Source organism: Streptomyces sp. ICC4 (assembly GCF_003287915.1).
Taxonomy (GTDB): domain Bacteria; phylum Actinomycetota; class Actinomycetes; order Streptomycetales; family Streptomycetaceae; genus Streptomyces; species Streptomyces tritrimontium.
Genome location: NZ_CP030286.1, coordinates 6,095,810 through 6,120,594, shown reverse-complemented (window position 1 = coordinate 6,120,594; position 24,785 = coordinate 6,095,810). Strand labels below are relative to the sequence as shown.

The following is a 24,785-nucleotide window of genomic DNA, read 5'->3' as shown; positions in this document are numbered from 1 at the left end:
AGTCCGGGGCAGTCCACCCGACTCCGGTGCAGGCCGACCCAGTCCGGGGCAGTCCGACCTGGCCCCGGGAGCCGTCCCGCGATCCTCAGGCCACGCCGGACGCGGAACCCCGCTCGCGCACGGTGAGCCGGCGCAGGATCGCCCGGACCCGGTCGCTCGACTCGTCGGCCGCGTCTATCGACTCTATGCACTGCCAGTACAGACCCTCGTCGTCCGTACCGCAGGCGACCCCGACCAGCGCTATGCCCACTTCGCCCAGGAGCGCCTGCAGACCCAGCAGAGCCTGGCGGACATCCGCCACGTGGCTCAACTGCGCGGCGCGCGGCGGGAGATCGGGTGCGTAGCCCTCTCCGCGCAGTGCCGCCCGGTCGAGCACCCCGCAGCCTCTGCCCCCCGCTTCACCCAGCCCCCGTGCCTCCGATCTCAGCTCCGGCGGCCCCGTGACCGCCAGCCAGCTCCCTATGCCCTGCGCGAGGGCCTGCGCCTGCCAGGCCTCGCCCACGATGTCCCACGCAGCCCCACTCTGTGCCAGCGCGTGCCGGCCGGCTGCGATCAGCCGTACCGCGTCCATATGCCGTCCCCCGTCCGCACGACATCTCGCCGTTCTCACCACTACCCAGAGTGAGGGCAACGGGCCGGTAAAGCCAGGGGTATTCGGAAATTGTGGACACAAACATGGTTGTGGATAACGCCATCACTCCGAAGAGTGACCGTCTGCCACGGGAGGGGCCGGAACGGGAAACCGCAGTTCGTTCCGCTCGATCTTCGCGGCGAGCGCATCCAGCACGTCGACCCCGAGGACCTCACAGAACTGCAGGAGATAGGCCAGCACATCAGCCACCTCATCGGCCACTCTGTGTGCGTTCTCCGGCTTCTCCATGACCGCGGCCGACTGTTCCGGCGTCAGCCACTGGAAGATCTCGACCAGTTCGGCCACCTCCACGCTCAGCGCCACCGCCAGGTTCTTGGGCGTGTGGTACGGCTCCCAGCCGCGCGCCGCCGCGAAGTCGGCGAGCCGCCGCTGCAGCCGGTCGATCCGCTCCTCGGGCCGCCCGGCGGGCCGTTCCGCGGCGGGCCGTTCCTCGACGGGCCGTTCCGCAGCGGGCCGTTCCTCGACGGGCCGTTCCGCAGCGGGCCGTTCCGCGGCGGGCCCGGCAGAGGTGTCAGGTTCTTCGCTCATGCGCCCAGGTCTACCACCGAGACGCCCCCGACCCCCCGGGCGGCCTCCGCGCACGCCTCGCCCGCCGTCGCGGTCAGCCGGACCTGCCCGCGCCCGCAGGCCAGTACCGCCAGCCGCAGCAGTTCGGCGCTCTGCCGCCGGTCCAGGTCCCGGTCGAAGCCGTCGGCGAGCACGGCCAGCGCCTGCCGTGCGGACAGCAGTTCGGCGGCCGGGTCCATGGCCAGCACCCCGGGACCGGTCAGCAGCACCAGCGCGAGGGCCAGGAAGCGGAGTTCGCCCGCGCCGAGCCGGGCCAGCTCGGTGGCGGGCCGGTCGGAGCCGCGGTCGAGCAGGCCGGTGACCGGGCCGCCCTCGGGGGCCCGTACGTCCAGCCCGGCCACCCCTCCCGCACACCCGGTCCGAGCGGCCTCGGTCAGCAGCCCGTAGCGCGTGCCGCACTCCGCCCGGGTCCGGCGCAGTACGTCGGCCAGGTTGGCGCAGTCGCCCAGCAGCCGACCCTCCCCGGGCGGCACCGGCTCCCGCATCCGCTCCGGACGCGGATCGCAGGGGAACACCGAGCGCAGCGCGACCACCACCTGCTCGGCGGCGGCCAGCACCCGGCGCTGCCCCTCCGTGGCGCCGGCCACGCGCAGCGGCAGCAGCGCGGTGCCGAGCCGGTCGTCGGGGAGCGGGGCCCTGGTGACCCCGATGGCTCCGCCGGTCAGCCAGGCCGCCTGGACGGACCGCCGTCCGGGGTCGCGCAGGGCGGTGCCGAGCAGGATCTGGCCGTCCGCCGAGAGGCGTTCGCCGACGATCCTCAGCGCGGGCTCCGCCTGGACGGCGAGGTCGAGGCGGACCGGCCCGGCGGGGCCGTCGACCGTGCAGCCGATCCGGAACCCCCTGCGCCGCTCGGCGTCGGGCACCGCCCGGTCGGGGATCCGGGCCCGCGGCTCGGGGAACACCTCTTCGAGGGTGGCCCCGGAAGCCAGCGCGGCCAGTGCCGCGTACGCCTCCAGCACCTGCGACTTGCCGCTCCCGCTCGGCCCGGTGAACACCGTGATCGGCCCCAGCGCGAACCGGGCCGCCCGGTGCACCCCGTAGGCGGAGAGCCGTAACTCCGTGACGACGGGCCGCAAGTGCGGCGCCCCGACGGAAACGACGGAAGCGAAGGAAGCGACGGGCGCGGCAGAAGGTGCGGGAGCGGCGGGCATGGCGGAAGCCGGGGGCACGACGGAAGCGGCGGCCGGGGCCGGGGCAGGCGGGGTCATGCGCGGGACGGTACGGCCCGCGGGACCCCCCTGGGGTCCGGCGAACCGTTCCGCCCACGGGACCTTCCTACGATCGGGGGACGGCCGCGGCCGCGATCCCCTCCACCTCGGTGCCCACGGGCGCCAGCAGGAAGACGTTCCGGTCGACCCGGTGCATCCCGCTGCCCAGCCCGAAGACCACTCCGCTGCTGAAGTCCAGGATCCGCTTGGCCACTTCGCCGTCCGCGCCCGTGAGGTCCAGCAGCACCGGGATCTGCGCGATCAGGTACTCCGCCACCTCCCGCGCGTCCGCGAAGACCTGGACCCGGATCACCACGAAGCGCCGCTGCTCCGCCGCGGACGCCCCCGGCGCCGTGGGGATCGTGCGGTGGTCCACCCGCGAGGGCCACTCGTTGCGACTGCGCAGCGGGACCACCTGCGCGAGTCCCTCCCACTGCTCGTCGGTGACGTCGTACCTGCTCACCGGGCCGCCCCGGCCCTGCGCTTCATGTGCATCCCCCCATCCTCTCGCGTTTCACCCGTTCAGCCCAACACCGACACGAGCCGTCCGGGACCGCCGCTTCGACTACCCACCACTACACGGATAAGTTAGGTTAGGCTTGCCTAAGTCAATGCGCACCGCATCGCCACTCGCACTCGCACTCGCACTCGGGACGACGGAGATCCACATGCACCTGCCCATGCCCACCGACGCCGAGCGGGTCCGGTCCATCCTGGCCGCCGCCCATTCCATGACCGTCGTCACCGACGGGCTGCGATCGGAGATCCGCCACCTCGACGGCACCGACCCGCTCGGCCGCCTCCACCTGCACCCCGCCGAGCCGGGCGCCCGCTCCGAGCACCGGCCCGCGATCCGCATGGAGTTCACCGACATCGCCCCCACCCCCGTACGGGACCGCGTGCGCGCCCGCGTCACCCTGCTCGGGCGCCTGCTCACCCCCTACTCCGACGAGGGTGCCGACTCCACCTGCGTGGAATTCGGCCAGGCCGTCCTCCAGACCTCGGACGGCACCCGCTCGTACGTCGGCCTCGAGGAGCTGGACGCGGCCTGCCCCGACCCCCTCGCCCCGTACGAGGCCGGCATGCTCACCCACCTCCTGGACGACCACGCCGAGCTCGTCAACCTCCTGCTGCGCCTGGTCGGGCCGCAGCCCGCCCACCGGTCCGAGCCGTCCGGCCGAGCCGACGGCCGCTCCGGCGACCGCGCCGACCAGTCCGCCCTCCTGCGCGCGCTGCCGGTCGCCATGGACCGCTACGGGATCACCCTGCGGCTGGAGGAGCGCCGCGGCGACCGCGACGTACGGCTCCCCTTCCCCTCCCCCCTCGACGACGTGGAGCAGTCCGGGGCGCAGATCCAGGCCCTGTTCAGCGCCGCCCGCCGCCGCTCGCACCGCAACACCCTCCCCGCCTGAGCCGTGACGGGGGCCGCCTGTGGCGTTGGCCCGCCAGGCGTTTCGCCCTCGCTCGCAGGCAGTCAGCTGCGGCGGGGGAAGACGAACAGTACGTCCGACCCCGGGCACAGTCCAGCGTTTCTGTGTCAGCTCCGCGCAGAATCGTCTGTTAACGTGCCGCCCCCTCAAGCGGCCAGACCGAGCAGGTCCAGCAGGTCGGCGGTCACCACTCGGTAGGCGTTGCCCATCCGCAGCACCTTGCACGGGTACTGACCTCGCTTCGCCAGCTCGTACCCCTTGCTCCGCCCGAGACCCAGAGCACGGTTGCCCGTGTCCAGGTCAACGGCCACGGGAAGGGCCATCAGCTCCTCCCGGCCCATCCCCTTCACCCGGCTTGCGATCCTTTCGTCGCGCACGAGGCGCTCCTCTCGTCACAGCCCACGGCGAACACGTCATCGCGTCCGGCTCCAGGCGTATGACTTTCACGGTAAGAAAGTTATTGTGTCTGCATGACACAACATCGCTTGGATGATGAAGACGAGGACGACTTCCCGGAATGGGTCGACCGGATCAAGAACAACGTCGCCGGCGAAGTCCGCCGGCGGAGGAAGGAGATGGGATGGAGCGCGCAGCGGCTGGCAGAGCGATGCGAGGAGCTCGGCCACCCCATCCCGCGCAACGTGATCGCCAACCTGGAATCAGGCCGCCGGGCCAACCTGCCCCTGGTCGACGTCATGATCCTGGCCGCCGCCCTGTATACGTCCCCGATCTGCCTGATCTTCCCCATCGGCTACGTCGAGGAGACCCAGGAACTTCCCTTCAGCCACCCCATCTCGACCTGGGACGCCATGCGGATGTTCACCGGTGAGGAACCGGGCTACTACTCCGATGCCGGGCTGATCCCCGACTTCAACCGCCACGCCAGCCTGGTCCGCACCATCGAGGCCGCCCTGCGCGAAGCGGAACGGGCCGGTTTCGCCGCTGAGACGGCGGCCAACCCCGCCCAGCGCGAGGAAGCCGAACGCAAGAGGGACAGCTACAACGCACAGGTCAAAGAGGCCACCTGGCAACTCCAGATGGTCCGCGGACAGATCCGCGACGAAGCCGCCACCCCGCCAGAACTGCCACCAGCACTCGCCGACATCGACCCACCCGACACCGACGAAGAGGACGCCATTTGAAGGGCTCCACCCACCGCCGCTGCTACTGCCGCGACCCGAAGACCGGCAAGCCGCTCGGCAAGACGTGCCCCAAGCTCTCCAGCCGCAAGCACGGCTCCTACTCCGTACGCCAGGAACTCCCGCCCCGCGAGGACGGCACCCGCCGCTCCTTCAACCGCGCCGGGTACGAGAGCCTGAAGGCGGCGCAGGCCGATCTGGACTTCGTACGTGCTCTCCTGGGCATACCGGCGGCGGACGACCCCGAGAGCGTCGCCAGCGTCGCGGCGCTCCTGGAGCAAGTGGCCGATGAGAAGGCGCCGCTCCCTGACGTCGAGGAGACCCGACGCCGGCTGCGGGCCGGAACCTCTCTCCTCGGGTCGATCACCGTCGGCGAATGGCTGGACCGCTGGCTCGCGTCGAAGAAGACGCGCAAGACCACGACGAACGGCTACGCCTCCCACATCCGCGTCCACCTCCGGCCCCGCATCGGGCACCTCCGCCTCGACCGGCTGAACGTCGCCCACTTGGTCGAGATGTTCGACGCCCTTGCCGATGCCAACGAGGCGATCGAGGCCCACAACCTGGCCCGGCGTGAGCAGATCGCCCGCTGCAAGCCGAGCAAGGCCGGCAGGCCGGTCGCGGCCGAGCGGGCGCTCCTGGCCGCCGAGCGGGCCAAGCTCGCCGCGATGGAGCCCTTCCGGAAGCCCACCGGGCCCGCGACCCGGCAGAGCATCCGCCGCACCCTGCGGGCGGCGCTGAACGGGGCGATACGCCAACAGCTCATCATCTTCAACCCGGCGTCCCACGTGGAGCTGGAGTCCGGCAAGCGCCCGAAGCCCCTGCTGTGGACGGACGCCCGCGTGGCCCGGTGGCGCCTCACCGGCGAGAAGCCCTCCCCCGTCATGGTCTGGACCCCGGCCCAGTTCGGCGCCTTCCTCGACGAGGCCGAGGGCGACCGGCTGTACGCCTTCTTCCACCTCTCCGGCACACGCGGTCTGCGGCGCGGCGAGTGCGTCGGCCAGGAGTGGTCCGACGTCGACCTGGAGGGCGGGCAGATCACGCCGGCCAAGGAGATCGTGGTGGACGGCTGGGACCCGTACGAGTCCGCGCCGAAGACGGACGGCAGCGCCAGCACCATCGCGCTGGACAGCCTGAACGTGACCGCCCTGCGTGAGCACCGGGTACGCCAGCTCGCGGAGCGGGAGAAGTGGGGCCCGGCCTGGCAGGACACAGGCAAGGTCTTCACCCAGGAGGACGGCTCCTGGCTCCACCCCGAGACCGCCTCGGAGACCTTCCGGCAGATCCTGGCCCGCACGGACCTGCCGCCGATCACCCTTCGTGATCTACGCCACGTCGCGGCCACCCTCACCCACGGCGGTGGCGGCGACCTCCACACGATCAAGGAGACGCTCCGGCACTCCACGATCACGCTGACCTCGGACACGTACACGAGCCTGCTCCCGGAAGTCGACCAGGCAGCCGCCGAAGCGGCGGCCCGGCTGGTACCTCGCACCCGCTCGGAGAAGGCCTCGGAAACAAGCCAGGCCACACCCTGAGGAAAACCGCGCAGCATTGCTCTCGTGGAAATCGAGAGCAACCCGTCCATCACGCTGATCACGCCGGACCGCGCTGCAGCGTGCACGGCCTTCACCCGGTCAAGGCGGCGTTGCATCCGAACTATGCCGGCCGGAGTGGTGGTACCGGCTGGGGCTGGGCGAGGCTCAGCGTGGTGTGCCTGTGGCGCCGCACCTGTTGGGGTTAGGCGCCACAAAGGGGATGCATGGTCTATCGGTCCTGTTCGGCCGGGTACGCGAACTTCGTCGTCTGCGAGAAGCACATGCGCGATCCGCTCCAGCACGGCCTGAAGCGGACGGGACTCTCGACACGGATCGACCGCCGCCCCGCGGATACCGTAGTGGCCATCGAACAAGCACTGGGGACACCGTCAGTCCCCATGTCGGCCGACGCGAGATTGTCAGCGGAGAGGCTCAGCGGGAGGGCACGTTTTCGTACAGCTGCTGGCGCAGGTTCAGAAGGGCGTTGGTGTTGGCTACCGCCGCGAGTTTGGCGAGCAGGTCCCGGATCAGCGGATGGTCGCCGTCGCGTACGGCCTCGACGATTTGGTCGATGAGTTGGCGGACGTGGAGGTCGATCGCTGTGGGGTCGGCCGGGGCCCCACCATGACCGGACGACCCCGCCGCGTGTGACGGCCCGGCGCTCGCTCCGGTACCCGGCGTTGCCGTCACTCGTCCTCCAACGCTGCCCGGTCGGCGGAGGTTACCGGGCGCATGATGTCCGCGGTGGTCACGGCGGCTTCGCCGTAACGGCGTGAGGTTTGCCTCGGGTGACCGGCCTGAGTCGACCTCTCCGCGCACGGGGCTTTAGACAAGTAAGCGGTCTTTTCCGGCAGATAGGTGGAAGATCCCGGCATCTGGGTGAACCCAGCTCGGGTTGTGCACGCGGCTGCGTTCGCGCGCGATGACACTCGCCAGCGGGGCCCGGCCGTGGCCATTTCCTGTGACTGGTACACAGTCCCGACCGGAGGTAGACCGAGGTGGCGGTGAACGGGAACCCGACCGTCCGACGGCGTCGGCTGGGCGCGGAGCTGCGCCGGCTGCGTCTGGCCAGTGGCCTGACCAGTACGCAGGTGGCCGAACACCTGTTGATTTCCCAGCCCAAGATCAGCCACCTGGAGAACGGCCGCCGCGCCATCAAGCCTCGTGATGTACGGGACCTGTGCGCCCTCTACCAAGTCACCGACCCGCACGTCGTCGACTCGTTGATGCAGATGGCCACGGAAGCGGACCGGCAGGGCTGGTGGGTCGCCTGCGGGGAGGTCCCGTACGCCGTCTACATCGGCTTGGAGTCGGCAGCCGCTTCCATCCGCTCCTACGAGCCCCTGGTGATCCCGGGCCTGCTGCAAACTCCTGCCTACGCGGCTGCGGTCGTCGCGGAAACGATCCCTCTGGCCACCCCTGAACAGATCGCCGTGCGCAGTGAGGTCCGGCTGCGTCGTCAGTCCCGGGCCCACCACCCGGCCAGGTCTGTGCGCTTATGGGCCGTGCTGGACGAATCCGCTCTGCGCCGCGTGGTCGGCAGCCCCAGGATCATGCGGGAACAGCTTGAGTTCCTGAACCACATCGGCGCACAGCCGCACATCACCGTGCAGGTCCTCCCGCACGAGGCGGGAGCCCATCCGGGCATCTCGGGACAGTTCTCCATCCTCGACTTCCCCGACGCCGCCACGGGGACGGTGTATCTGGAGCGTTTCACCAGCGACCTCTACCTGGAGAAACCATCCGACGTACGGCAGTTCAGCACCATGTACGACCACCTTCAGGCGCAGGCCCTGAGCCCGGAGTGCACCCGCCAGTTCATTGCCCGCGCTGCCAAGGAGCTGCTGGCCGCCGGATCGCTGTGCGGCCGGTCGTGATCACCGCACCGGCCGCAAACCACTGCGTTCTATTGGGCTCGCGGCCGGTGGCGATGGCTTCGGCGTAGGCGGCGAGGGTGCGTAGAGGGTGGAGCGGCCGACGCCGAGGTGCTTGACGATGGCGGTGACGGACTCCTTGGCGTCGCGGCGGCGGAGGGCGACGGCGAGCATGTCGCCGTCGATGGCGGGCGGCCGGCCAGCCGCCGTGGTTGCCGTTGGCCGCGGCGGTGTCCAGGCCGATCAGAGTCCGCTCGTGGATGAACTCCCGCTCGACCTCCACCATCGCGGCGAAGACCACCGACATCCGTCTGTCGTTCGACACCCCAGCAAGCCCACGTCGTAGCGCTGAATGACGCCCCGTCCCGGGCCGTCCGCTCACGCATCGCTCACGCACAGGCCCGGAAACGACTGAGCGCCCCACCCGGCCGGAACCGGGTGAGGCGCTCAGTAGCAGGTCAGAGGACGTGTCCCCCGCCTGTGAGCAGTAGGCCATGTCGGACTCGAACCGACAACCAACGGATTAAAAGTCCGCTGCTCTGCCAATTGAGCTAATGGCCCTCGGCTTGCTCCCCCCAGAGCATAGCCCGAGAGGGCCGGACCACCGATCGCATATCGGCGGTCCGGCCCGGGGATGTCGGCGGTGCTCCCCGCTCAGCCACCGGGGCGTACGACCACGGCGCCCGAGGCGGTCACCGTGAGCGGGCCGGAGAGCGCCAGTTCGGCCCCCTGCCCGTCCGCGGGCCGGGCCTTCAGCGTCCAGGTGTACCCGCCCTTGGGCAGGGTGATGCCGGAGGAGTCCTTGCCGTCCGTCCTGGGCCGCAGCAGCCCGCGCACCTCACCGCCGTTGATGGTGCGCACGACCTTGCCCGTGGCGTTGTCGGTCAGCGTCATCGCCCAGGAGGCGGCCGGCTTCGACAGCCAGAACCGCGGCTCCCAGCGCTTGGTGTACCCGGACAGCCAGGGCCCGGACGCCGCGACGTCCTGGTCGATGACCGCCAGCGGGGAGGCCTTGCCCGTGATCCCCACGATGTGGACGGCCTGGTCCGGGTCGAGGTAGGCGAACTTGCCGCCGAAGGGATCGAGGGCGAACTCGTTCTCGAAGAGGTCCCGTCCGGGGGCGAACTCCCGTACCGCCTTGCCGGAACGCAGGTTGTAGACCTCGCCCTTGTCCCGCACGACGTACCCGTCACCGAGCCGGACCCCGCTGAAGGGGGCCGCATCGGGCAGCAGGACCCGCTTCCGGGTCGGCACGTGGTACCCGGCGGCCGCAACACCCGTTTCCGCGCAGGACGAGTAGAACCACTCCGCGGTGACCTGGAGTACACGCGGGCGGCAGCCCGCGCCCAGGTCCACGCGCCGGGTCACCTTCCCGGTCCTCAGGTCCCTCCCGGCCACGACGCCCTTGTCGCCCTCGGGCTGCCACAGCACGCTGCCCCACAGGGCAGCGACACCGGTGTGCTCCAGGCCGGACAGCATCTTGCCCGTGTCGATGTCGGCCACGTACTGCAGACGCCCGGAGGGGTCCCCCAGGGCCGTGAACAGGACGTAGCGGCCCGAGGCAGTGATGATGTGCTGCTCGAACAGCCCCTCGCCGCCCTGGAGAACCACCTTGCGCGTGGCACCGCCTGGGCGGGCGTCCTTGACGAACAGTGCGCCCGATCCCTTGCGAGGGGGATCGAAGGCCACGATCCGCCCGTCGCCGGTGGGCGAACCGCCCTGGCCGGTGATGTCGATGTCGCCCGTGCAGGGCGGCTCGGCCCATGCGCCGCCGTCGCAGCTCCAGTCGGGGGTCTGGGGCACGGACGGGGGCCCCGAGACGGAAGCCTTGAAGCCCAGGAGAGCCGTACCGTCGCCGTTGCTCTGGCCGAAGCTGAGTACCCCCTGGGCGAAGGCGAGGTCCCGCCGGCTGACGGCCGGCTTCTGCGGTATGTCCAGCACCTTCGTGGCCCGGGGAATGTCCTGGGCATCGAGTGCGATGCGGTGGATGCCCCAGTGGGCGGCATCGGAACCGCCCTCGACGTACACGTTGCCGTCGGAACCGGCGACGCTCTGGGACCCGACCGAGGGCAGCACGGTCCGCACGGCTCCGCCGTCGCCCGGAACGGCCCGGCCCCCCGTGATCAGCCAGTCGCCCAACAGGTGCCCGTCCTTCGTCCCTTCGATGGAACCGAGGGGGAGCACGCTGAGGTCGGACCTGGACAGCAGGGACCGGCCGGCGTTGTGCGGCGACAAGAGGATCCGGTCCGGGCCGAGCGTGGCGCGGTAGTACGAGTTCTCGCTCCCCTTGGGGAGCGGGATCGGGCGCATCGTCGCCGTGGCGTAGTCGACCAGCCCGATCCGGACCCGGCCCGCCCCGTCCACGTAGGTGATCACCGCGCCCTTGTCGTCGGCGGCCTGGGGCCGCACCGTCCCCTCCGACCAGGCGCGCACCACCTCCGTCGTCTTCACGACGATGTCCTTGCGCGGTTCGTTCTCCCGCCCGATCAAGTGCAGGCTCAGCTGTCCGTCCGCGCGCGGCTCGGTCGCGAGCACCTGGGTGGGCGAGACGGTGCCCACCCACATCCGGCCGGCCGCGGGCGTCAGCGTCTCGGACTTGCCCGTCGCGTAGTCGTGGATCCTGACCGGACCGGCGGTCTGGGTGCCGAGGGGTTTGCGGTACTCGCACGCCTGCGTGTCACCGAACAGGATCGTCCAGGATCCCGGTACGTCGCAGTCCCGCCACGTGTCCTCCCGGCCGTCCTGGAGGCTCTTCCAGACGAGGCCGCCGCCATCGCCCCGGTTCTTCCATGAGCAGTCCGGTGCCGGCCGCATAGAGCAACCGCTGCACCGGCTCCTTGCCCTTCGGCGCCACCAGCGTCGCCTCGCCCCCCGGCGGTACCGCCTTGCCTGTCGCCGTCGCCGGTACGGCGCCCAGTGCGGCCAGCGCGCCGGTCAGCGCGAGCGCCGCCAGCGTGCGCGCGCGTGCGCGTGTTCGTTTCATGATTCCGCCCCCAGAACGCGGGGGCCCCACAGCAGCGGTGTTCCACCGGCTTTGCCGTGCCCCCCACTGCAAAGTCCCGGGAGCGTAGCAAGAACGCGGACAGGGCCCTTACGACGGGTGTCGTAAGGGCCCTGTCAGGCACTCAGCCGCTCAGTTCAGCGGCTGCGGCTCGCTGATCAGTCGTTGCGCTTCCAGCGGGGCTTGTCGTCGCGGCGGCCGAAGGAGGAGCCACCGGTCGAGCCGGAGCCGGAGGGGCGGTTGTCGTCGCGGCGGCCGTACGGACGGTCGCCGCCCGAGGGGCGGTCGTCGCGGCGGAAGCCGCCGCCGGTGGGGCGGTCGTCGCGGCGGAAGCTGCCACCGGTCGGACGGTCGCCACCGGAGCGGAAGCCACCACCGGAGGGACGGTCGCCACCGCGGTCGTCACGGTTGAAACCACCCGAGGGGCGGTCGTCGCGGCGGAAGCCACCACCGGTCGGACGGTCGCCACCGCGGTCGTCACGGTTGAAACCACCCGAGGGGCGGTCGTCGCGGCGGAAGCCACCACCGGTCGGACGGTCACCGCCGGAGCGGAAGCCACCACCGGAGGGACGGTCACCGCCGGAGCGGAAGCCACCACCGGACGGACGGTCACCGCCGGAGCGGAAGCCACCACCGGACGGACGGTCACCGCCGGAGCGGAAGCCACCACCGGACGGACGGTCACCGCCGGAGCGGAAGCCACCACCGGACGGACGGTCGCCACCGGAGCGGAAGCCGCCACGGTCGCCACCACGGTCGTCACGGTTGAAACCACCGGAGGGACGGTCACCGCCGGAGCGGAAGCCACCACCGGACGGACGGTCGCCACCGGAGCGGAAGCCGCCACGGTCGCCGCCACGGTCACCACGGTCGTCGCGACGGTTGTCGCGGCGCTCGTAGTTGCCGCGGTCGTCACGGCTCTGGAACGCGGGGCGCTCCTCGGCGACCGGCGCGGCCGCGGCGGCAGCCGCGACCTCGGCCTCGGCGGCCTCGGCCACCTCGGCGACAGCGGCCTCCGGGTCCTCGCCGCGCTCGCGCGCGGAGCGGGCGACCAGGCGGTCGGACTCCTCGCGCAGCTCGACGGCACGGCGCGACAGGCGCTCCAGCTGCTTGGTGAGGTCGGCGACCTCGCGCTCGGCCTGCTTCGCGGCGTTGTTCGCGGAGTCGGCCTGGACCTGCGTCAGCGAACGGGCACCGGTGATCTCGGCGACCTCGGGGTCGAAGGCGCCGACGCCCTGGACGATGTGGCGCGAGGCGTCGACGCCCGCGTCCTCCATCAGGCGGAAGATCTGGCGGCGCTGGTGCGGGAGCGCCAGCGACACGACGACACCGGACTTGCCGGCGCGGGCGGTACGGCCCGAGCGGTGCAGGTAGTCCTTGTGGTCACCGGCCGGGTCCACGTTCAGGACCAGGTCGATGCCGTCGACGTGGATGCCTCGGGCGGCGACGTCGGTCGCGACGAGCGCGTTGACGTAGCCGTCCTTGAAGTCCGCGAGGACGCGGGTACGGGCACCCTGCGTCATGCCGCCGTGCAGCGCGTCGGCCTTCACGCCGGCCTCGATGAGCTGCTCGGCGATGCGGTCGGCGCCCAGCTGGGTGCGGACGAAGATGATGGTGCGGCCCTTGCGGGCGGCGATGGCGGCCGTGACCGGCGCCTTGTCCTTCGGCTTCACGACGAGGACGTGGTGCGTCATGGTCGTGACGTTGCCCTGCGCGCTGTCGACCTCGTGCGTGACGGGGTTGGTCAGGTAGCGCTTGACCAGGGTGCCGATCTCGTTCTCCATGGTGGCGGAGAAGAGCATGCGCTGGCCGCCGCCGGGGATCTGGTCGAGCAGCTCGGTGACCTCGGGCAGGAAGCCCAGGTCGGCCATCTGGTCGGCCTCGTCGAGGACCGCGACCTGGACGTTCGCCAGGGAGCAGGCGCCGCGGTTGATGATGTCGCGCAGACGGCCCGGGGTGGCGACGAGGACGTCGACACCGCGCTCCAGGGCGAAGATCTGGTTGCTCATGGAGGTACCGCCGCAGACGACCTTCATCTTCAGGCCGAGCACGTCGCCGTAGGGCTGGAGGGCGTCCGCGACCTGCATCGCGAGCTCACGCGTCGGCGTCAGGATGATCGCGCGGGGCTTCTTCTTCTCGGTGTGGCCGCCGGCCAGCAGGGCCAGGGTCGGCAGACCGAAGGAGAGGGTCTTGCCGGAGCCGGTGCGGCCTCGGCCGAGGATGTCCTTGCCGGCCAGGGCGTCCGGGATGGTCGCGGCCTGGATCGGGAAGGGCGCGGTGACGCCGTTCTGGGCGAGCTTGCGCACGATCCCGTCCGGCAGACCGAGGTCGCCGAAGGTCAGGGTGGGCTCGGCGTCGGCGTCGTCCGCCTCAGCGTCGGCGTCGTCGTCGAGGTCGGTGGTGGAGTCCTCGAAGGACTCGCCGGACTCGCCGGTCGCCACGTCGGCCTCAAGGGCCTCGATGATCTCGTCGGCGACTACGGCCTCGATGGCCTCGGTGACCGCGAGGGTCTCGGCGTCGACGATCTCGTTGGAGTCGTTCTCGGGCATGACGGAACGGTCAGAACTGGAAATGGACATGCGAAATGCGAAACCTTCCGGAGTCTCGGCACGCGCCCAAACTCCGTGAATCGCAAATCGACCGCCTCAATGCGGTCAGCCACGGTTGGGGAGAGTACGCGCCACGCGGCGCTCTTCGGAGTCGGCGCCGGGCAATGGGATCAAACGATCTATAACCATACGCACCCTCCCCCGGGTCTGGCAAGTCTCCTCCCCAGAAGGGCCTCTGACCTGCACAAACGCAATCCGCCCCGGAGGAGCGCCACGGGCCGACGCAGCCCTACGACCCCCCGCCGGGCGCTCCGCTCGGCTCCTGCTGCGGAGGCTGCGTCGGCTGCGTCGGCGGTGTGGGATCCGTCACGGGCGGCGGTGAGACCGGCGGGGTCGGAGTCGGCGGCTCCGGGGTCGGGGAGCCCGGCTGCCCGCCCCCGGAGCCACCCGCTCCGCCCGAACCGGACCCGCCGGTCGGCGGCTGCTGGGGACCCTGCCCGCCCGCGCCGCCGCCCGGCCCGGCCGACGGCGAGGGGGCCCCGGGCGGACCCGCCGGTGCGCCCGGGCTGGGCGAGGCCCCGGTCGCGCCGGAGGCCTTGCCGGGCTCTCCCGGCCTGCCGTCCTGGTTCCCCGTACCGTCCTTGCCGCCGTGCCCGCCGCGCACGGTCCCGGCGCCCTTGCCGGACGAGGAGCCGCCGGACTTCCCGCCCTGGGCCCCCGCCGAGGAGGACGGCCCGGGCTGTGCGGCGTCGTCGCCGACGCTCATGCAGCCCGCCGTCGCCGCCACCGCGAGCGCGGCGACCGCCAGTCGCAGGGGGCGAAGGGAGCGCGGGGGGCGGAGGGAAGCGGACAACTGGCGCACGGGGCACCTCCGGAACGCAGGCAAAGGTCCGCGGTGAGCGGGTCAATGTGCCCAACTCCCTTTGCCCCGTAAGAGACACGCTCCAGCGGGGAGAAGGGCCCTGCACCACCGGGCCGGACACCGGGCCGGACACCGGGCCGGACACCGGGCCGGACACCGGGCCGACCGCCGGGCGGCCCGCCTCAGGCGAACAGCTGCCGCGCCACCTGGAAGCCGAGCGTGACCCCGCCCAGCCCGACCAGCACCGAGCCCGCCGCGTTCACCGCCGCGAGGAACCCCCAGCCCCGTTCCGCCAGCCGCAGCGTCTCGTACGAGAACGTCGAGTACGTGCTCAGCGCCCCGCACAGCCCCGCCCCCAGCAGCAGGCTCAGCCGCGAGGAGGCCGCGCCGTCCAGCACCGCCCCGGTCAGCGCGCCCAGCACCAGGCAGGCGGCCGCGTTCACCGTGAAGGTCCCCCAGGGGAAGACCGAGTCGTGCCGCGCCTGCACCGCGCGGTCGGCCAGATAGCGCAGCGGCGCGCCCACGGCCGCGCCGAGGACCACCATCAGCCAGTTCACCGGCGCCCCCGCGCCCGCGCCCCGCCGTCGCCCACCGCGCGGCGCGTCAGCCGGGCGGCCGCCCACACCGCGCCCAGCGCGCCGGCCACCGTGAGCCCGGCGTACGCCAGCGCGGTCCCGGCCTCACCGGCGTCGAGCAGCCGCGCGAAGTCCACCGCGTAGGTGGAGAAGGTGGTGAACCCGCCGAGCACCCCGACCCCCGCGAAGGGCCGTACGAGGGGGTGCGCCGACCGGCCGCCCTCGCTGATCAGCACCATGAGCACGCCGATGAGCGCGCAGCCCGCCACGTTCACCCAGAAGGTCCCCCACGGGAAGCCCCCGGGCCCGGCCGGCCACAGCAGCGCGACCCCGTACCGCGCCGAGGCGCCCACGGCTCCGCCGGCCGCCACGGCCGCCAGCACCCGGCCCCGCGGTTCGGCGCGCTGCGCCGGGACGTGGAGGTCGACGTCCGGGTCGATGGCCTCGGAGCCCTCCGGCGGCCGGGTCATCCCCGGGCCGCTTCGCATGTCGCCACCGGGCCATTCTCGCCCGTCGTGTCGCGACCCGCCTCGATCGGCCGCCGACACGGGAGAATGACCACGTGCTGGAGATGACGCGAGACGCGTTCGAAGAGCTGGTGGCCGAAGCCCTGGACTCGATCCCCGAGGAGCTGACCCGGGTCATGGACAACGTGGCCGTGTTCGTGGAGGACGAACCCGCCGCGGACGACCCCGACCTGCTCGGCCTCTACGAGGGGACCCCGCTCACCGAGCGCGGCGAGTGGTACGCCGGGGTCCTGCCCGACCGGATCTCGATCTACATGGGCCCGACCCTGCGCATGTGCGAGACCCCCGAAGAAGTCGTCCACGAGGTGGCCGTGACCGTGGTCCACGAGATCGCCCACCACTTCGGCATCGACGACGAGCGGCTCCACGAACTCGGCTGGGGGTGACGCTGGCGCGACCCGCGGGCGGCCCCGGAAACCGTTTTGGCGATCCCCGCCGGGATCCCATATGCTTCTCACGTCCCCGACGCGCTGGAAAGCGCCCGGCGGGCCTTTAGCCCTCATCGTCTAGTGGCCCAGGACGCCGCCCTTTCAAGGCGGTAGCACGGGTTCGAATCCCGTTGGGGGTACGCATTACCGTGTGCGAGACTTGTGCTCGCACATTGCAAGGACCTGTGGAGCAGTTGGTTAGCTCGCCACCCTGTCAAGGTGGAGGTCGCGGGTTCAAGTCCCGTCAGGTTCGCTGAAGCCGGAAACGGTTTCGTGGCTGGGTAGCTCAGTTGGTACGAGCGATCGCCTGAAAAGCGATAGGTCGCCGGTTCGACCCCGGCCCCAGCCACTGGATACGAAGAAGGCCCCGTCCATCGGACGGGGCCTTCTTCGTCGTTCACTCCCCTTCGGCGCCGACCGTCCGCGCCCGCCGGCGCCACTGCGCCAGTCCCGCACCGGCCGCCACCAGCGCGACCGGCCCGAGCAGCATCCAGTCCGGGACCCCGTCCGCGACGGACCGCACCCACTGCTCCACCGCGAACGAGTCGTCCACGTCCAGCAGCCCCGGCAGCGCGCTCGCCCCGTCGAAGACCAGGAACATCGCGCCGAGCACGATGAAGAACAGCCCCGAGGCGAGCGAGGTCGTGTGCAGCTCGAAGCGGCCGGCCGAGAAGGCCCGGCCGCGCAGCCAGCGCCGCCGGCCCAGGTCGAAGCGCTCCCAGAGCAGCGCCAGCGCGAACAGGGGCACGGCCATGCCCAGCGCGTACACCGCGAGCAGCAGGCCCCCGTAGACCGGGCTGCCGCTGACCGCCGCCACCGTGAGGACGCTGCCGAGGATGGGGCCCGCGCAGAAGCCGGCCAGCCCGTAGACCGCGCCCAGCGCGTACACCGACAGGGCGGTGGTCGGCCGGATCCTCCCCGAGAGCTCCGAGATCCGCTTCGGGGCGAAGCCGAGGCCGAGGATCTGCGCGAGCCCGAGCGCGATGATCAGCCAGCCGCCGAAGAGCACGAGCCCGTCGCGGTTGCCGTGGAAGAACCGCCCGGCGTACGAACCGGCCGCCCCCAGCGGTACGAGGGTGCTCGCGAGGCCCGCGTAGAAGATCCCGGTGCGCGCCAGCAGCCTCGACGCGGAGTCGATCGAGTAGGCGAAGAACGCGGGCAGGAGCAGGGCGCTGCACGGGCTGAGCAGCGCGAGGAGGCCGCCCAGCAGGGCGGCCAGGTATCCGATGCCGTTCACTTCGCGGCCGCCTGCGCCTGCGCCTTGGCCCGGGCGATGGCCGCGGCGAAGGCGTCCGCCGGCTGGGCTCCCGCGATGGGCTGCCCGTTGACCAGGAAGGACGGGGTGGAGGTGACCCCGATGCGGTAACCCTCCTCCTGGTCCTTGGCGAGCGCGGCGGCGGCCTGCTCCCCCGCCATGTCCTTCTTGAACCGCTCGAGGTCCGGTACGCCGGCCTCGCGGGCCAGCTCGGCGAGCCGCTCCCCGCCGAAGCCCTTCTCCTTCGCCCCCTCGGCGTACGCGGCCGCGTGGAACTGCTGGAAGCGGTCCTGCTGCCCCGCCGCCCAGGCGGCCTTGGCGGCGGCCTCGGAGTCGGCGCCGAAGATCGGGAAGTTGCGCCACTCGATGCGCAGGGTGCCGTCCTCGACGTACTTCTTCACCAGCTCGGGCTCGGTGTCGCGGGCGAACTTGCCGCAGTAGCCGCACTTGAAGTCGGAGTACTCGATCAGCACCACGGGGGCGTCGGCGCGGCCGACGGCGAGCTTGTCGCCGGACTCGCGGCGGGCCAGCGCCTTGAGCTGCGCGGCGGGATCGGCGGAGGAGCCGGCCTCGGGCGCGGAGGCGGAAGAGGACCGGGCGCGGGTGTTCTCGGGCGCGGTGGCCTGCCAGGAGGCGAGGCCGAGGGTGACGGCGGCGACGGCGACACCGGCGGAGATCAGCAGGGGCTTGCGGCGGGAGGAGGAAGAGGAGGAGGAGGAAGAAGGGGAAGGGGACATGCGGGAGCTCCAGAGCTGTACGGGAAGCGGTCTCTTAGACACATCTGACGCTGCGATCGACCTGCTACGTGTCGCGACCGGCTTGCACTGCAGGGGGTGGGGGCCGGGGCGCGGCCGGGGCCGTGGCGGCGGTCTCGATCTCCGCCCAGACGACCTTCCCGGTGTCATGGGGGTAGGCGCCCCACCGGTCGGAGAGCAGCCGCACGATGTGCAGGCCGTGGCCTCCCGGGACGCCCGGCCGGCGTGCGGCCCGGGGGCACGGCAGCGCCGTCGCTCCGTCGAGCACGTCGATGCGCAAGGTCTCCTCGGCGGCGGTCAGCACGAGCTCGTGGCAGCCGTTCGCGTGCAGGGCCGCGTTGGTCACCAGCTCGGACACGACGAGCAGGGCGTCCTCGGCGCTCTCGTGGCGGTCCCACCCCCAGTCCCGCAGGGCCTTGCGGGTGAAGTCACGGCCCTTGCCGACCGGGCCCCGGACACCGCTCAGGGCGAGTCGGCGGCACTGGCCCCTGACCGGCACTCCTCCACCGCGAGGATCCCCGGTGGCTGATCCCGTCGTGTTCACTGTCGCCTCACCTGGCTGTCGGCTGTGCTCCGTCGGACGGAGCCGGGCGGCTCCGTCCGCGGAGCACCCGGGCCGGCCGTCGCGCGGCCGCCGTCCTCGGTCTCGCGTATGCCCGCGCTGATCGCCCGGACACGCGGACACCGCCATCCGCGTCGCGTCGGCTTCCCGGGGACCGGTTGCGACGGGCCTGCGGGGCTCCGCGGTGGAACCCCGTCGACCAGCGCTCTACCGTGGAAGCATCGGTTGGAGCGGCCATGCGCGACACCTCGTCTTCGGCCCGCCCGCTGTCGCCCCTCGGACGGGTGCGCAGCACGGTCCGCCGTGCGCGGGCCGGCCGCCGCTGGGTGCACGTCCGGGACCTGGACCTGTGGCAGCGCTCCCTCGGGTTCGCCGCACTGGGCTTCCTGACGCTCGTACCCCTGCTGATCGTCGTGTCCGCGGCGGACACCCGCGGCGGGCAGGGGTTCGCCCAATGGCTGGGAGACGGGCTCGGCGTATCGCCGGCCGCCCGGGCGGAGATCGAGCGGCTCTTCGCCCTGCCCGGCCAGGCGTGGCGGACCACGACGGCGTTCGGACTGGCCCTGCTCGCCGTCTTCGGCCTGTCCTTCGCCACCATGCTGCAGGGCGGCTACGAGAACGTGTGGGGGCTGGCTCCGTCCCGCTGGTGGGCGCGCTGGCGGCACGTGCTGTGGCTCGGCGTACTGGTCGGGGTCCTCTACCTGTCGGCGATCACCCCGCCGTGGCGCGAGTCCCCGGCACGCGGCTTCGTCACCGTGACGGTCGGCACCCTCTTCTTCTGGTGGTCCCAGCGGCTGCTGCTCGGCGGCCGGGTGCCGTGGAGCGGCCTGCTGCCCGGAGCGGCGGCCACCATGGCCGGACTGCTGGGGCTGCGGCTCTTCTCCCGGCTCGTCTTCTCACCGATGATCGCGTCCAGCGCCGTCACCTACGGGCCCTTCGGCACCGTCCTCGTCCTCCAGGCCTGGCTCGTCGGGATCGGCGTCGTCGTGTTCGGGGGCGCGCTCGCCGGCCGGCTGTTCCACGACGAGCTGCTGCGCCGGAGAACGCCGCCGGACCCCGGCCGATCGGAAACGGGCACGGGCACGGGGATGGGCACGGCAACGGGCCCGGACTCGTCGAGTCCGGGCCCGCCGCCTGCGCCGGGTCAGATGATGCGGCCGCCGAAACCACCGACGGAATAGTAGGTCCCGATCTCCTGGCGGTAGCCGACGTCGTCGAGGTGCTTGTCGCGGTGGAATTCCGGAGCGCTCTTGATCTGCTCCTTGGTGCTGTGGACGTAGACCGTCTCCTCCTCCACGTCGATCCGGATCACGGTGCTCGCCGGGAGCAGGACCTCCTTGCCGAAGATCCAGACTCCGGTGTCCACGACCAGGTATGCGTCACCGGCCTCGTCGGAGTGCTTGTCGACCTTGCCGATGCTGCCGTCGGTCGCCTCGACCTTGTACCCGGTCAGATCGGACCCGCCCAGGTGGCCGGCATTCGACTGGTAGCTCCACACATGCTCAGTCACGCGAAAACAACTCCTTCGCCAGACGGGGGACGGCGGGAACTTCCGTGCCGTCCCTCTCTTTTGATGTCGTACGCGGCACTGTTCGCGCCCCGCTCCGACTCGACTGCCCCTCCCCCGGCGCTTCATGCACCCCGTACGACCGCGCGCACGTTCTCGATGCCGCCGCAGCCGGCCGAGAGGTGCCGCTCCCGCTCCCGCAGGAAGGCCGCCCCGAGCTCGGCCCTCCGCTCGTCCGGGACGTTCTCCCGGGCGCCGTTGAGGATGGTCCGCTCCTCCTCGTCGAGGTGGTGGGAGACCGCCTTGACCAGGTCCTCCAGGCGGGCGTCCCACTCATCGGAACCGACCTCGGAGGCCTCGGCCACCTCGAGCAGCGCCAGCAGGGCCTCGTTGCCCTCGGCGTGCTCCTCGGCTCCGTGCTCGACCTCCTCGTTGTCGACGTCCTTGAACCTCTTCAGCGCGCCGTACACCTCGGACTCCTCGGCCTCGCCGTGCGCGACGAGCAGCGCGGAGAACGTGGCGAGGGCGTCCGCCCGGTCCGCCTCCACACTGCGCATCCGGCGGAACAGGTCCTCCATGGTGCGGTGGTCCTTGAGGATCAACGCGACGACGTCCTGGTTCTCGTGCTTGTCCGCGGCCATGCCGGGTCCCTCCGGTGCTGTCGGTTTCACGTCGCCCGGCGCCTGCTCGATGGCGGTGGGTTCAAACCCCGGGGACCGCGCACGCACCCGTTCGGGTTTGAACTCTCCGCCACCGAGCAGGCGCGTCAACCGAGACCACGAGCCCCCGAACGGAGGCCAGAGATGTCAACCAATGCACTGACAGCCGTCATCGTCGTGGCGGCGGTCGTCGTGATCGCGGTGACCGCACTGCTGTGGGCACTGGCGCGCCGACGCCACCTGCGAGAACGGTTCGGGCCGGAGTACGAGCGCACCGTCGAGGAACGGGGCGGCACACGGGCCGCCGAGCGGGACCTGCGCGACCGCGAGGAGCGGCACGACCGGCTCGACATCAAGGAGCTGTCGCCCGAGCGCCGGCACCGGTACGCGGACGAGTGGACCGGTGTGCAGCAGCGCTTCGTGGACCGGCCGGAGCGTTCCGTGGCCGAGGCCGACGAGCTGGTGACCCGGCTGATGGGTGAACGCGGCTATCCCACCGAGGGGTACCGCGGACAGCTGCGGGACCTGTCCGTGGAGCACGGCCGCACGCTGGAGGAGTACCGGGCCGCCCATGCGGCCAAGGTGCGCGGCGGTGCGGGAGAGGCGACGACCGAGGAGCTGCGCGGGGCGATGGTGCACTACCGCACCCTGTTCGAGGAGCTGCTCGCCGACCAGAGGAGCCGATGACATGCGCAAGGGCGAAGAGAGCGAGGTACGGGCGGCATCGTCCGATCCCGTCCTGACGACGGAGGACCTCGCACGGCCCGCGCGGCCCGCGCCGCCCGCGCCGCCCGCGCCGCCCGCGCCGACGGCGGCGCCCGCGCCCGCCGACTGGTCCGTCGACGGGTCCGTCGAGGGGTCCGGCGACAGGTCCGCTGACGGGCCCTTCGAGAGGTCCGTCGACAGGTCCGCTGACGAGCCCGTCGAGAGGTCCGTCGACCGGCCCGTCGGCGTCCCGGAGCCGGATCGGGCGGCCAAGGACGAGGAGGAGCCGCTGCTGGGCTCTGCGGAGGCGGAGCGCTACCGGACCGCGTGGGGCGAGATCCAGGGCCGGTTCGTGGACGATCCGCGCGAGGCGGTCCGCTCGGCGGACACCCTGGTGGCGGAGGTCATGCAGAGGTTCGCGGGCACCCTTTCCGAACACCGCGGCGGGCTGGAGAAGCAGTGGGACCGCGGTGAGCAGGTGGCCACCGAAGACCTGCGGCAGGCCCTGCGCGCCTACCGTTCACTGGTCGACCGGCTGCTGGCCACCTGAGTTCCCGCTCCGGGCGGAAGCCGGAGCAGGAGAAGGCCGGCCGGGCTCGCGGATCCACTGCGAGCCCGGCCGGCCTTCTGCCGCGCGCGAAGCCGTTCAGGACTTGCGCGTGGCCTTCTTCATCTTGTCCGCGGCCTTCGAGGTCATCTCCTCGGCCTTGCCGCCCATCCGCTCGGCCGCGCCTTCCGCCTGCATGCCCTTGTCGTCCATGGCACTGCCGGCGGTCTCCTTGATCTTGCCCTTGACCTGCTTGGCCTTGCCCTTCGCCTTGCTCATGACGGGGTGGTCCTTCCTAGAGGGGGGTACTGACCACCCTGCTTCCGTGGTGGGCATCCCGCAATTCGTGGAACTCCCCGTGCCGTGACCGGACGCGGACCCGGGCCGCTGGGCCATCCGGTGCAACGGGGGGCGTGTTCCCTCCGGGCAGCCGCCCGGGCGGTGGATAGTCGTCCGGGTGGTGGGCTGCACGGGCCGCCGGCCCCGCGCCCAGGCGACACAGGGAGAGTGGATCCGATGGTGAAGAAGGCATTGCTGACGTACGCCTTGGCGGCCGGAGTGCTGATCGGGCCGCTCGGCACGGCCGGCTGGGCGGCCGACGGCCGCGGCAGCGGGCACGCGGCCGAGTCCCGGCCCGTGGGTGTGGTGGAGTCCCGCACGGCGCTCAACGTCCGCGAGAAGCCGACCGTGTACTCGGACGTGGTGAAGAAGCTGCACCCGAACGCCCGCGTGCTCCTCTCGTGCCAGAAGCGAGGGGGCTGGGTGGACGGCAATCCGGTGTGGTACCGCCTGCACGGCTCGAAGGGCTGGGTGTCGGCCCGCTACGTCCACAACCTCCAGCCGGTCCGACCCTGCTAGTGCTGTGACCTGGTACACGGCTACGGGAACGGGCGCGGCCCCAGAAGCATGGCCGCGCCCGTTCCCGTAGCCGTAGCCGTTCTCCACGGCCGCCGGGGCTCAAGCGGTGGAGGGCAGCGTCGGCCTCTCCCCCGCCCGGGCACGGAGGGGGCGCCTCTCGCGCTCGGTGAGACCACCCCAGATCCCGAACGGCTCGGCCACCTCAAGCGCGTGCCGCAGGCAGTCGCGCTGCACCGGGCACAGCGCGCACACCTCCTTGGCCGCCGCGGCCCGAAGCTCGCGGTCCGGACCATGCTCACCCGCGGGGTGGAAGAAGAGGCGCGAGCCCAGTTCCCTGCAGGCGGCCTCCTCCTGCCACAGCCAGTGGTGCTCGGCACGGCCGGGCAGACGGGACACGTTTCCCACCTCGGAACCTCCATCGGGTACGGACCGGATGCGAAGCCCGGTCGCCCCTCGTCTGACCCCGAGAACGCGGCTCAAACGGCCGGACGGAGATCGCGGTGCGGCGCGATCACGTGCGCGCCGGTTCCGGTTCGGGGTCCCGCGCGGGTGCCGGAGCCCGCTCCCGGCCTTCGTCCGCCGGGACTTCGTCGTCCGCGAGCAGTCCGGCGCGCAGCGTCCGCATGATCCGGCTCAGCAGGCGCGAAACCTGCATCTGGGAGATGCCCAGGCGCTCGCCTATCGCGTCCTGGGTCAGCTCGTCGCCGTAGCGCAACGAGAGGATCAGCCGGTCGCGGTCGCCGAGGGCGGCCAGGAGCGGCTTGAGCGCCTCCAGGCATTCGATGCGCTCGTACGCCTCCTCGTCCAGGCCCAGCGAGCGGGTCAGCGGGGTCGAATGCTCGTCCTCGCCGGCCGGCGCGTCGAGTGAGCGCGCCGTGTATCCGCTCGCCGCCCGGCGCCCCTCCGCCAGCTCGGCGTCCGTGATGCCGAGCTCCTGCGTGAGCTCCCGCTCGGTCGGCTGGCGCCCGAGCCGCTGCTCCAGCACGTCCCCCGTCTTCGCGATGTCGAGCCGGAGCTCCTGGAGCCGCCGCGGGACCCGCACGGCCCAGCTGGTGTCGCGGAGGAAGCGCTTGATCTCACCGGTGATGGTGGGCAGCGCGAACGTCGCGAACTGCACCCCGCGCTCCACGTCGTAGCGGTTGATGGCCTTGATCAGGCCCACCGTGCCGACCTGGACGATGTCCTCCAGGGGTTCGCTGCGGCCGCGGAAGCGGCGGGCGGCGTACTTCACCAGGCTGAGGTTGAGCTCGACGAGGGTGTTGCGCACGTACGAGTACTCCCGTGTGCCCTCCTGCAGCCCGTGCAGGCGCCGGAAGAGCGCGACGGACAGGGTGCGCGCCTCGTCGGTGCCCAGATGGAGCAGGTCCTCCGGGGTGGCGTGCCCGTCCGCGAGGGACTCGGCGGTACGGGCGTGGAGCGTTCGAGCGGGAATGGTCGGCATGAGCTTCCTCCGACGGGTTCGGGCCGGCCTGCGGGCTCGGCGTGGACCGTCGCGCTCTTTCCAAAGGGGTATACCCACTCAAACGGTCCACGCACCATCGATCGACGGGCCGGTCACCAGGTGTGGCGGCCCGCGTACGGTGTGCG

General features: G+C 71.9%; 29 protein-coding genes and 4 tRNA genes. 12 read left to right on the top strand and 21 right to left on the bottom strand.

Going from position 1 to position 24,785, the window contains the following annotated elements:
* Nucleotides 1-85: 85 nt before the first annotated feature.
* The 4 genes from DRB89_RS28600 to DRB89_RS28585 all read right to left on the bottom strand — a co-directional run bounded on the left by DRB89_RS28600 (nt 86) and on the right by DRB89_RS28585 (nt 2,890).
* Nucleotides 86-571 (bottom strand): DUF6099 family protein, encoded by a 486-nt coding sequence (locus tag DRB89_RS28600; protein ID WP_112450542.1) that lies wholly within the window; start codon nt 569-571, stop codon nt 86-88.
* Between the two features lie 123 nt (nt 572-694).
* A complete protein-coding gene (locus DRB89_RS28595) occupies nt 695-1,036 on the bottom strand; it encodes a nucleotide pyrophosphohydrolase (RefSeq protein ID WP_239516878.1) in 342 nt (113 codons plus the stop codon).
* Between the two features lie 140 nt (nt 1,037-1,176).
* Complete coding sequence (locus tag DRB89_RS28590) at nt 1,177-2,370, bottom strand: ATP-binding protein (protein WP_239516877.1); 1,194 nt, start codon at nt 2,368-2,370, stop codon at nt 1,177-1,179.
* A gap of 124 nt (nt 2,371-2,494) precedes the next feature.
* Nucleotides 2,495-2,890, bottom strand: coding sequence for a cell division protein SepF (locus DRB89_RS28585; protein WP_030154409.1), 396 nt, complete (start codon nt 2,888-2,890; stop codon nt 2,495-2,497).
* A gap of 205 nt (nt 2,891-3,095) precedes the next feature.
* On the opposite strand from DRB89_RS28585, the gene DRB89_RS28580 reads away from it, so the two are divergent.
* Nucleotides 3,096-3,839 (top strand): DUF2470 domain-containing protein, encoded by a 744-nt coding sequence (locus tag DRB89_RS28580; protein WP_112450539.1) that lies wholly within the window; start codon nt 3,096-3,098, stop codon nt 3,837-3,839.
* Nucleotides 3,840-4,003: 164 nt separating this feature from the next.
* Here DRB89_RS28580 and DRB89_RS28575 read toward each other — a convergent pair whose 3' ends face one another.
* Nucleotides 4,004-4,198 carry a hypothetical protein gene (locus tag DRB89_RS28575; protein WP_112453767.1) on the bottom strand — a complete coding sequence of 65 codons (195 nt, stop codon included), beginning with the start codon at nt 4,196-4,198 and terminating at the stop codon, nt 4,004-4,006.
* A gap of 129 nt (nt 4,199-4,327) precedes the next feature.
* Here DRB89_RS28575 and DRB89_RS28570 point away from each other — a divergent pair, with 129 nt between their 5' ends.
* Nucleotides 4,328-4,999: a helix-turn-helix transcriptional regulator gene (locus tag DRB89_RS28570; RefSeq protein WP_112451001.1), complete on the top strand. Its 672-nt coding sequence runs from the start codon at nt 4,328-4,330 to the stop codon at nt 4,997-4,999.
* Nucleotides 4,996-6,534, top strand: a complete 1,539-nt coding sequence (locus tag DRB89_RS28565; RefSeq protein ID WP_112451002.1) for a site-specific integrase — start codon at nt 4,996-4,998, stop codon at nt 6,532-6,534. Before DRB89_RS28570 ends, DRB89_RS28565 begins: the two co-directional genes overlap by 4 nt.
* Nucleotides 6,535-6,966: 432 nt before the next feature.
* Here the strand turns inward: DRB89_RS28565 and DRB89_RS43210 are convergent, their stop codons facing one another.
* The gene (locus DRB89_RS43210) at nt 6,967-7,224 is read right to left on the bottom strand and encodes a hypothetical protein (RefSeq protein WP_162688764.1); all 258 of its coding nucleotides are present in this window, start codon (nt 7,222-7,224) and stop codon (nt 6,967-6,969) included.
* Nucleotides 7,225-7,532: 308 nt separating this feature from the next.
* On the opposite strand from DRB89_RS43210, the gene DRB89_RS28555 reads away from it, so the two are divergent.
* Complete coding sequence (locus DRB89_RS28555) at nt 7,533-8,411, top strand: helix-turn-helix transcriptional regulator (protein WP_112451004.1); 879 nt, start codon at nt 7,533-7,535, stop codon at nt 8,409-8,411.
* Here the strand turns inward: DRB89_RS28555 and DRB89_RS44990 are convergent, their stop codons facing one another.
* The 7 genes from DRB89_RS44990 to DRB89_RS28525 all read right to left on the bottom strand — a co-directional run bounded on the left by DRB89_RS44990 (nt 8,412) and on the right by DRB89_RS28525 (nt 15,865).
* Nucleotides 8,412-8,582: a helix-turn-helix domain-containing protein gene (locus DRB89_RS44990; protein ID WP_239516371.1), complete on the bottom strand. Its 171-nt coding sequence runs from the start codon at nt 8,580-8,582 to the stop codon at nt 8,412-8,414.
* A gap of 314 nt (nt 8,583-8,896) precedes the next feature.
* Nucleotides 8,897-8,969: transfer RNA gene (locus DRB89_RS28545), tRNA-Lys, on the bottom strand.
* Nucleotides 8,970-9,062: 93 nt separating this feature from the next.
* Nucleotides 9,063-11,222, bottom strand: a complete 2,160-nt coding sequence (locus tag DRB89_RS28540) for a hypothetical protein (RefSeq protein ID WP_112451005.1) — start codon at nt 11,220-11,222, stop codon at nt 9,063-9,065.
* A gap of 345 nt (nt 11,223-11,567) precedes the next feature.
* Nucleotides 11,568-13,988: a DEAD/DEAH box helicase gene (locus DRB89_RS28535; protein ID WP_112451006.1), complete on the bottom strand. Its 2,421-nt coding sequence runs from the start codon at nt 13,986-13,988 to the stop codon at nt 11,568-11,570.
* Between the two features lie 259 nt (nt 13,989-14,247).
* Entirely contained in the window at nt 14,248-14,811 is a 564-nt protein-coding gene (locus tag DRB89_RS43205) for a hypothetical protein (RefSeq protein WP_162688763.1), read from the bottom strand.
* Between the two features lie 191 nt (nt 14,812-15,002).
* Entirely contained in the window at nt 15,003-15,377 is a 375-nt protein-coding gene (locus tag DRB89_RS28530; RefSeq protein ID WP_112451007.1) for a CrcB family protein, read from the bottom strand.
* Nucleotides 15,374-15,865, bottom strand: a complete 492-nt coding sequence (locus DRB89_RS28525; protein ID WP_112451008.1) for a CrcB family protein — start codon at nt 15,863-15,865, stop codon at nt 15,374-15,376. Before DRB89_RS28525 ends, DRB89_RS28530 begins: the two co-directional genes overlap by 4 nt.
* A 92-nt stretch (nt 15,866-15,957) precedes the next feature.
* Between DRB89_RS28525 and DRB89_RS28520 the strand changes: the two genes are divergently transcribed.
* From DRB89_RS28520 to DRB89_RS28505, 4 genes are all read left to right on the top strand, one after another.
* Entirely contained in the window at nt 15,958-16,308 is a 351-nt protein-coding gene (locus tag DRB89_RS28520) for a metallopeptidase family protein (RefSeq protein WP_112451009.1), read from the top strand.
* Nucleotides 16,309-16,417: 109 nt separating this feature from the next.
* Nucleotides 16,418-16,490, top strand: a tRNA-Glu gene (locus DRB89_RS28515).
* A gap of 39 nt (nt 16,491-16,529) precedes the next feature.
* A tRNA-Asp gene (locus DRB89_RS28510) sits at nt 16,530-16,603 on the top strand.
* Nucleotides 16,604-16,625: 22 nt separating this feature from the next.
* A tRNA-Phe gene (locus DRB89_RS28505) sits at nt 16,626-16,699 on the top strand.
* Nucleotides 16,700-16,747: 48 nt separating this feature from the next.
* On the opposite strand, the gene DRB89_RS28500 is transcribed toward DRB89_RS28505, so the two are convergent.
* From DRB89_RS28500 to DRB89_RS28490, 3 genes are all read right to left on the bottom strand, one after another.
* Nucleotides 16,748-17,587, bottom strand: coding sequence for a cytochrome c biogenesis CcdA family protein (locus DRB89_RS28500; protein ID WP_112451010.1), 840 nt, complete (start codon nt 17,585-17,587; stop codon nt 16,748-16,750).
* The gene (locus tag DRB89_RS28495; RefSeq protein ID WP_112451011.1) at nt 17,584-18,342 is read right to left on the bottom strand and encodes a DsbA family protein; all 759 of its coding nucleotides are present in this window, start codon (nt 18,340-18,342) and stop codon (nt 17,584-17,586) included. The genes DRB89_RS28500 and DRB89_RS28495 overlap by 4 nt, the downstream gene beginning before the upstream one ends.
* 64 nt (nt 18,343-18,406) lie before the next feature.
* Entirely contained in the window at nt 18,407-18,859 is a 453-nt protein-coding gene (locus DRB89_RS28490; protein WP_239516370.1) for an ATP-binding protein, read from the bottom strand.
* 299 nt (nt 18,860-19,158) lie between these two features.
* Between DRB89_RS28490 and DRB89_RS28485 the strand changes: the two genes are divergently transcribed.
* Nucleotides 19,159-20,103: a YhjD/YihY/BrkB family envelope integrity protein gene (locus DRB89_RS28485; RefSeq protein ID WP_204357836.1), complete on the top strand. Its 945-nt coding sequence runs from the start codon at nt 19,159-19,161 to the stop codon at nt 20,101-20,103.
* On the opposite strand, the gene DRB89_RS28480 is transcribed toward DRB89_RS28485, so the two are convergent.
* On the bottom strand, nt 20,067-20,432 hold the full coding sequence (locus DRB89_RS28480; RefSeq protein WP_112451091.1) for a PRC-barrel domain-containing protein: 366 nt from the start codon (nt 20,430-20,432) through the stop codon (nt 20,067-20,069). The two genes, DRB89_RS28485 and DRB89_RS28480, sit on opposite strands and share 37 nt — an antisense overlap.
* Nucleotides 20,433-20,554: 122 nt before the next feature.
* Nucleotides 20,555-21,070 carry a hemerythrin domain-containing protein gene (locus tag DRB89_RS28475; protein WP_112451090.1) on the bottom strand — a complete coding sequence of 172 codons (516 nt, stop codon included), beginning with the start codon at nt 21,068-21,070 and terminating at the stop codon, nt 20,555-20,557.
* A 162-nt stretch (nt 21,071-21,232) separates the two neighbouring features.
* On the opposite strand from DRB89_RS28475, the gene DRB89_RS28470 reads away from it, so the two are divergent.
* Both DRB89_RS28470 and DRB89_RS28465 read left to right on the top strand, forming a co-directional pair.
* Nucleotides 21,233-21,775: a hypothetical protein gene (locus DRB89_RS28470; RefSeq protein ID WP_112451089.1), complete on the top strand. Its 543-nt coding sequence runs from the start codon at nt 21,233-21,235 to the stop codon at nt 21,773-21,775.
* A 1-nt stretch (nt 21,776) separates the two neighbouring features.
* Nucleotides 21,777-22,343 carry a hypothetical protein gene (locus DRB89_RS28465; RefSeq protein WP_112451088.1) on the top strand — a complete coding sequence of 189 codons (567 nt, stop codon included), beginning with the start codon at nt 21,777-21,779 and terminating at the stop codon, nt 22,341-22,343.
* Nucleotides 22,344-22,439: 96 nt separating this feature from the next.
* Here DRB89_RS28465 and DRB89_RS28460 read toward each other — a convergent pair whose 3' ends face one another.
* The gene (locus tag DRB89_RS28460; RefSeq protein ID WP_112451087.1) at nt 22,440-22,619 is read right to left on the bottom strand and encodes a CsbD family protein; all 180 of its coding nucleotides are present in this window, start codon (nt 22,617-22,619) and stop codon (nt 22,440-22,442) included.
* Nucleotides 22,620-22,856: 237 nt separating this feature from the next.
* On the opposite strand from DRB89_RS28460, the gene DRB89_RS28455 reads away from it, so the two are divergent.
* Nucleotides 22,857-23,198, top strand: a complete 342-nt coding sequence (locus tag DRB89_RS28455) for an SH3 domain-containing protein (RefSeq protein ID WP_112451086.1) — start codon at nt 22,857-22,859, stop codon at nt 23,196-23,198.
* A gap of 99 nt (nt 23,199-23,297) precedes the next feature.
* Here DRB89_RS28455 and DRB89_RS28450 read toward each other — a convergent pair whose 3' ends face one another.
* The gene (locus DRB89_RS28450; protein ID WP_275432030.1) at nt 23,298-23,594 is read right to left on the bottom strand and encodes a WhiB family transcriptional regulator; all 297 of its coding nucleotides are present in this window, start codon (nt 23,592-23,594) and stop codon (nt 23,298-23,300) included.
* A gap of 115 nt (nt 23,595-23,709) precedes the next feature.
* Entirely contained in the window at nt 23,710-24,639 is a 930-nt protein-coding gene (locus DRB89_RS28445; RefSeq protein WP_112451084.1) for a SigB/SigF/SigG family RNA polymerase sigma factor, read from the bottom strand.
* Nucleotides 24,640-24,785 lie beyond the last annotated feature (146 nt).

What these genes read in the sequence shown, in the direction of transcription:
- DRB89_RS28470 (WP_112451089.1), top strand. Translation starts at nt 21,233, where the DNA reads ATGTCAACCAATGCACTGACAGCCGTCATCGTCGTGGCGGCGGTCGTC.
- DRB89_RS44990 (WP_239516371.1), bottom strand. Translation starts at nt 8,582, where the DNA reads ATGCTCGCCGTCGCCCTCCGCCGCCGCGACGCCAAGGAGTCCGTCACC.
- DRB89_RS28600 (WP_112450542.1), bottom strand. Translation starts at nt 571, where the DNA reads ATGGACGCGGTACGGCTGATCGCAGCCGGCCGGCACGCGCTGGCACAG.
- DRB89_RS28575 (WP_112453767.1), bottom strand. Translation starts at nt 4,198, where the DNA reads ATGGGCCGGGAGGAGCTGATGGCCCTTCCCGTGGCCGTTGACCTGGAC.
- DRB89_RS28570 (WP_112451001.1), top strand. Translation starts at nt 4,328, where the DNA reads ATGACACAACATCGCTTGGATGATGAAGACGAGGACGACTTCCCGGAA.
- DRB89_RS28460 (WP_112451087.1), bottom strand. Translation starts at nt 22,619, where the DNA reads ATGAGCAAGGCGAAGGGCAAGGCCAAGCAGGTCAAGGGCAAGATCAAG.
- DRB89_RS28495 (WP_112451011.1), bottom strand. Translation starts at nt 18,342, where the DNA reads ATGTCCCCTTCCCCTTCTTCCTCCTCCTCCTCTTCCTCCTCCCGCCGC.
- DRB89_RS28475 (WP_112451090.1), bottom strand. Translation starts at nt 21,070, where the DNA reads ATGGCCGCGGACAAGCACGAGAACCAGGACGTCGTCGCGTTGATCCTC.
- DRB89_RS28525 (WP_112451008.1), bottom strand. Translation starts at nt 15,865, where the DNA reads ATGACCCGGCCGCCGGAGGGCTCCGAGGCCATCGACCCGGACGTCGAC.
- DRB89_RS28445 (WP_112451084.1), bottom strand. Translation starts at nt 24,639, where the DNA reads ATGCCGACCATTCCCGCTCGAACGCTCCACGCCCGTACCGCCGAGTCC.
- DRB89_RS28465 (WP_112451088.1), top strand. Translation starts at nt 21,777, where the DNA reads ATGCGCAAGGGCGAAGAGAGCGAGGTACGGGCGGCATCGTCCGATCCC.
- DRB89_RS28540 (WP_112451005.1), bottom strand. Translation starts at nt 11,222, where the DNA reads ATGCGGCCGGCACCGGACTGCTCATGGAAGAACCGGGGCGATGGCGGC.
- DRB89_RS28590 (WP_239516877.1), bottom strand. Translation starts at nt 2,370, where the DNA reads ATGCCCGCCGCTCCCGCACCTTCTGCCGCGCCCGTCGCTTCCTTCGCT.
- DRB89_RS28455 (WP_112451086.1), top strand. Translation starts at nt 22,857, where the DNA reads ATGGTGAAGAAGGCATTGCTGACGTACGCCTTGGCGGCCGGAGTGCTG.
- DRB89_RS28535 (WP_112451006.1), bottom strand. Translation starts at nt 13,988, where the DNA reads ATGTCCATTTCCAGTTCTGACCGTTCCGTCATGCCCGAGAACGACTCC.
- DRB89_RS28580 (WP_112450539.1), top strand. Translation starts at nt 3,096, where the DNA reads ATGCACCTGCCCATGCCCACCGACGCCGAGCGGGTCCGGTCCATCCTG.
- DRB89_RS28485 (WP_204357836.1), top strand. Translation starts at nt 19,159, where the DNA reads ATGCGCGACACCTCGTCTTCGGCCCGCCCGCTGTCGCCCCTCGGACGG.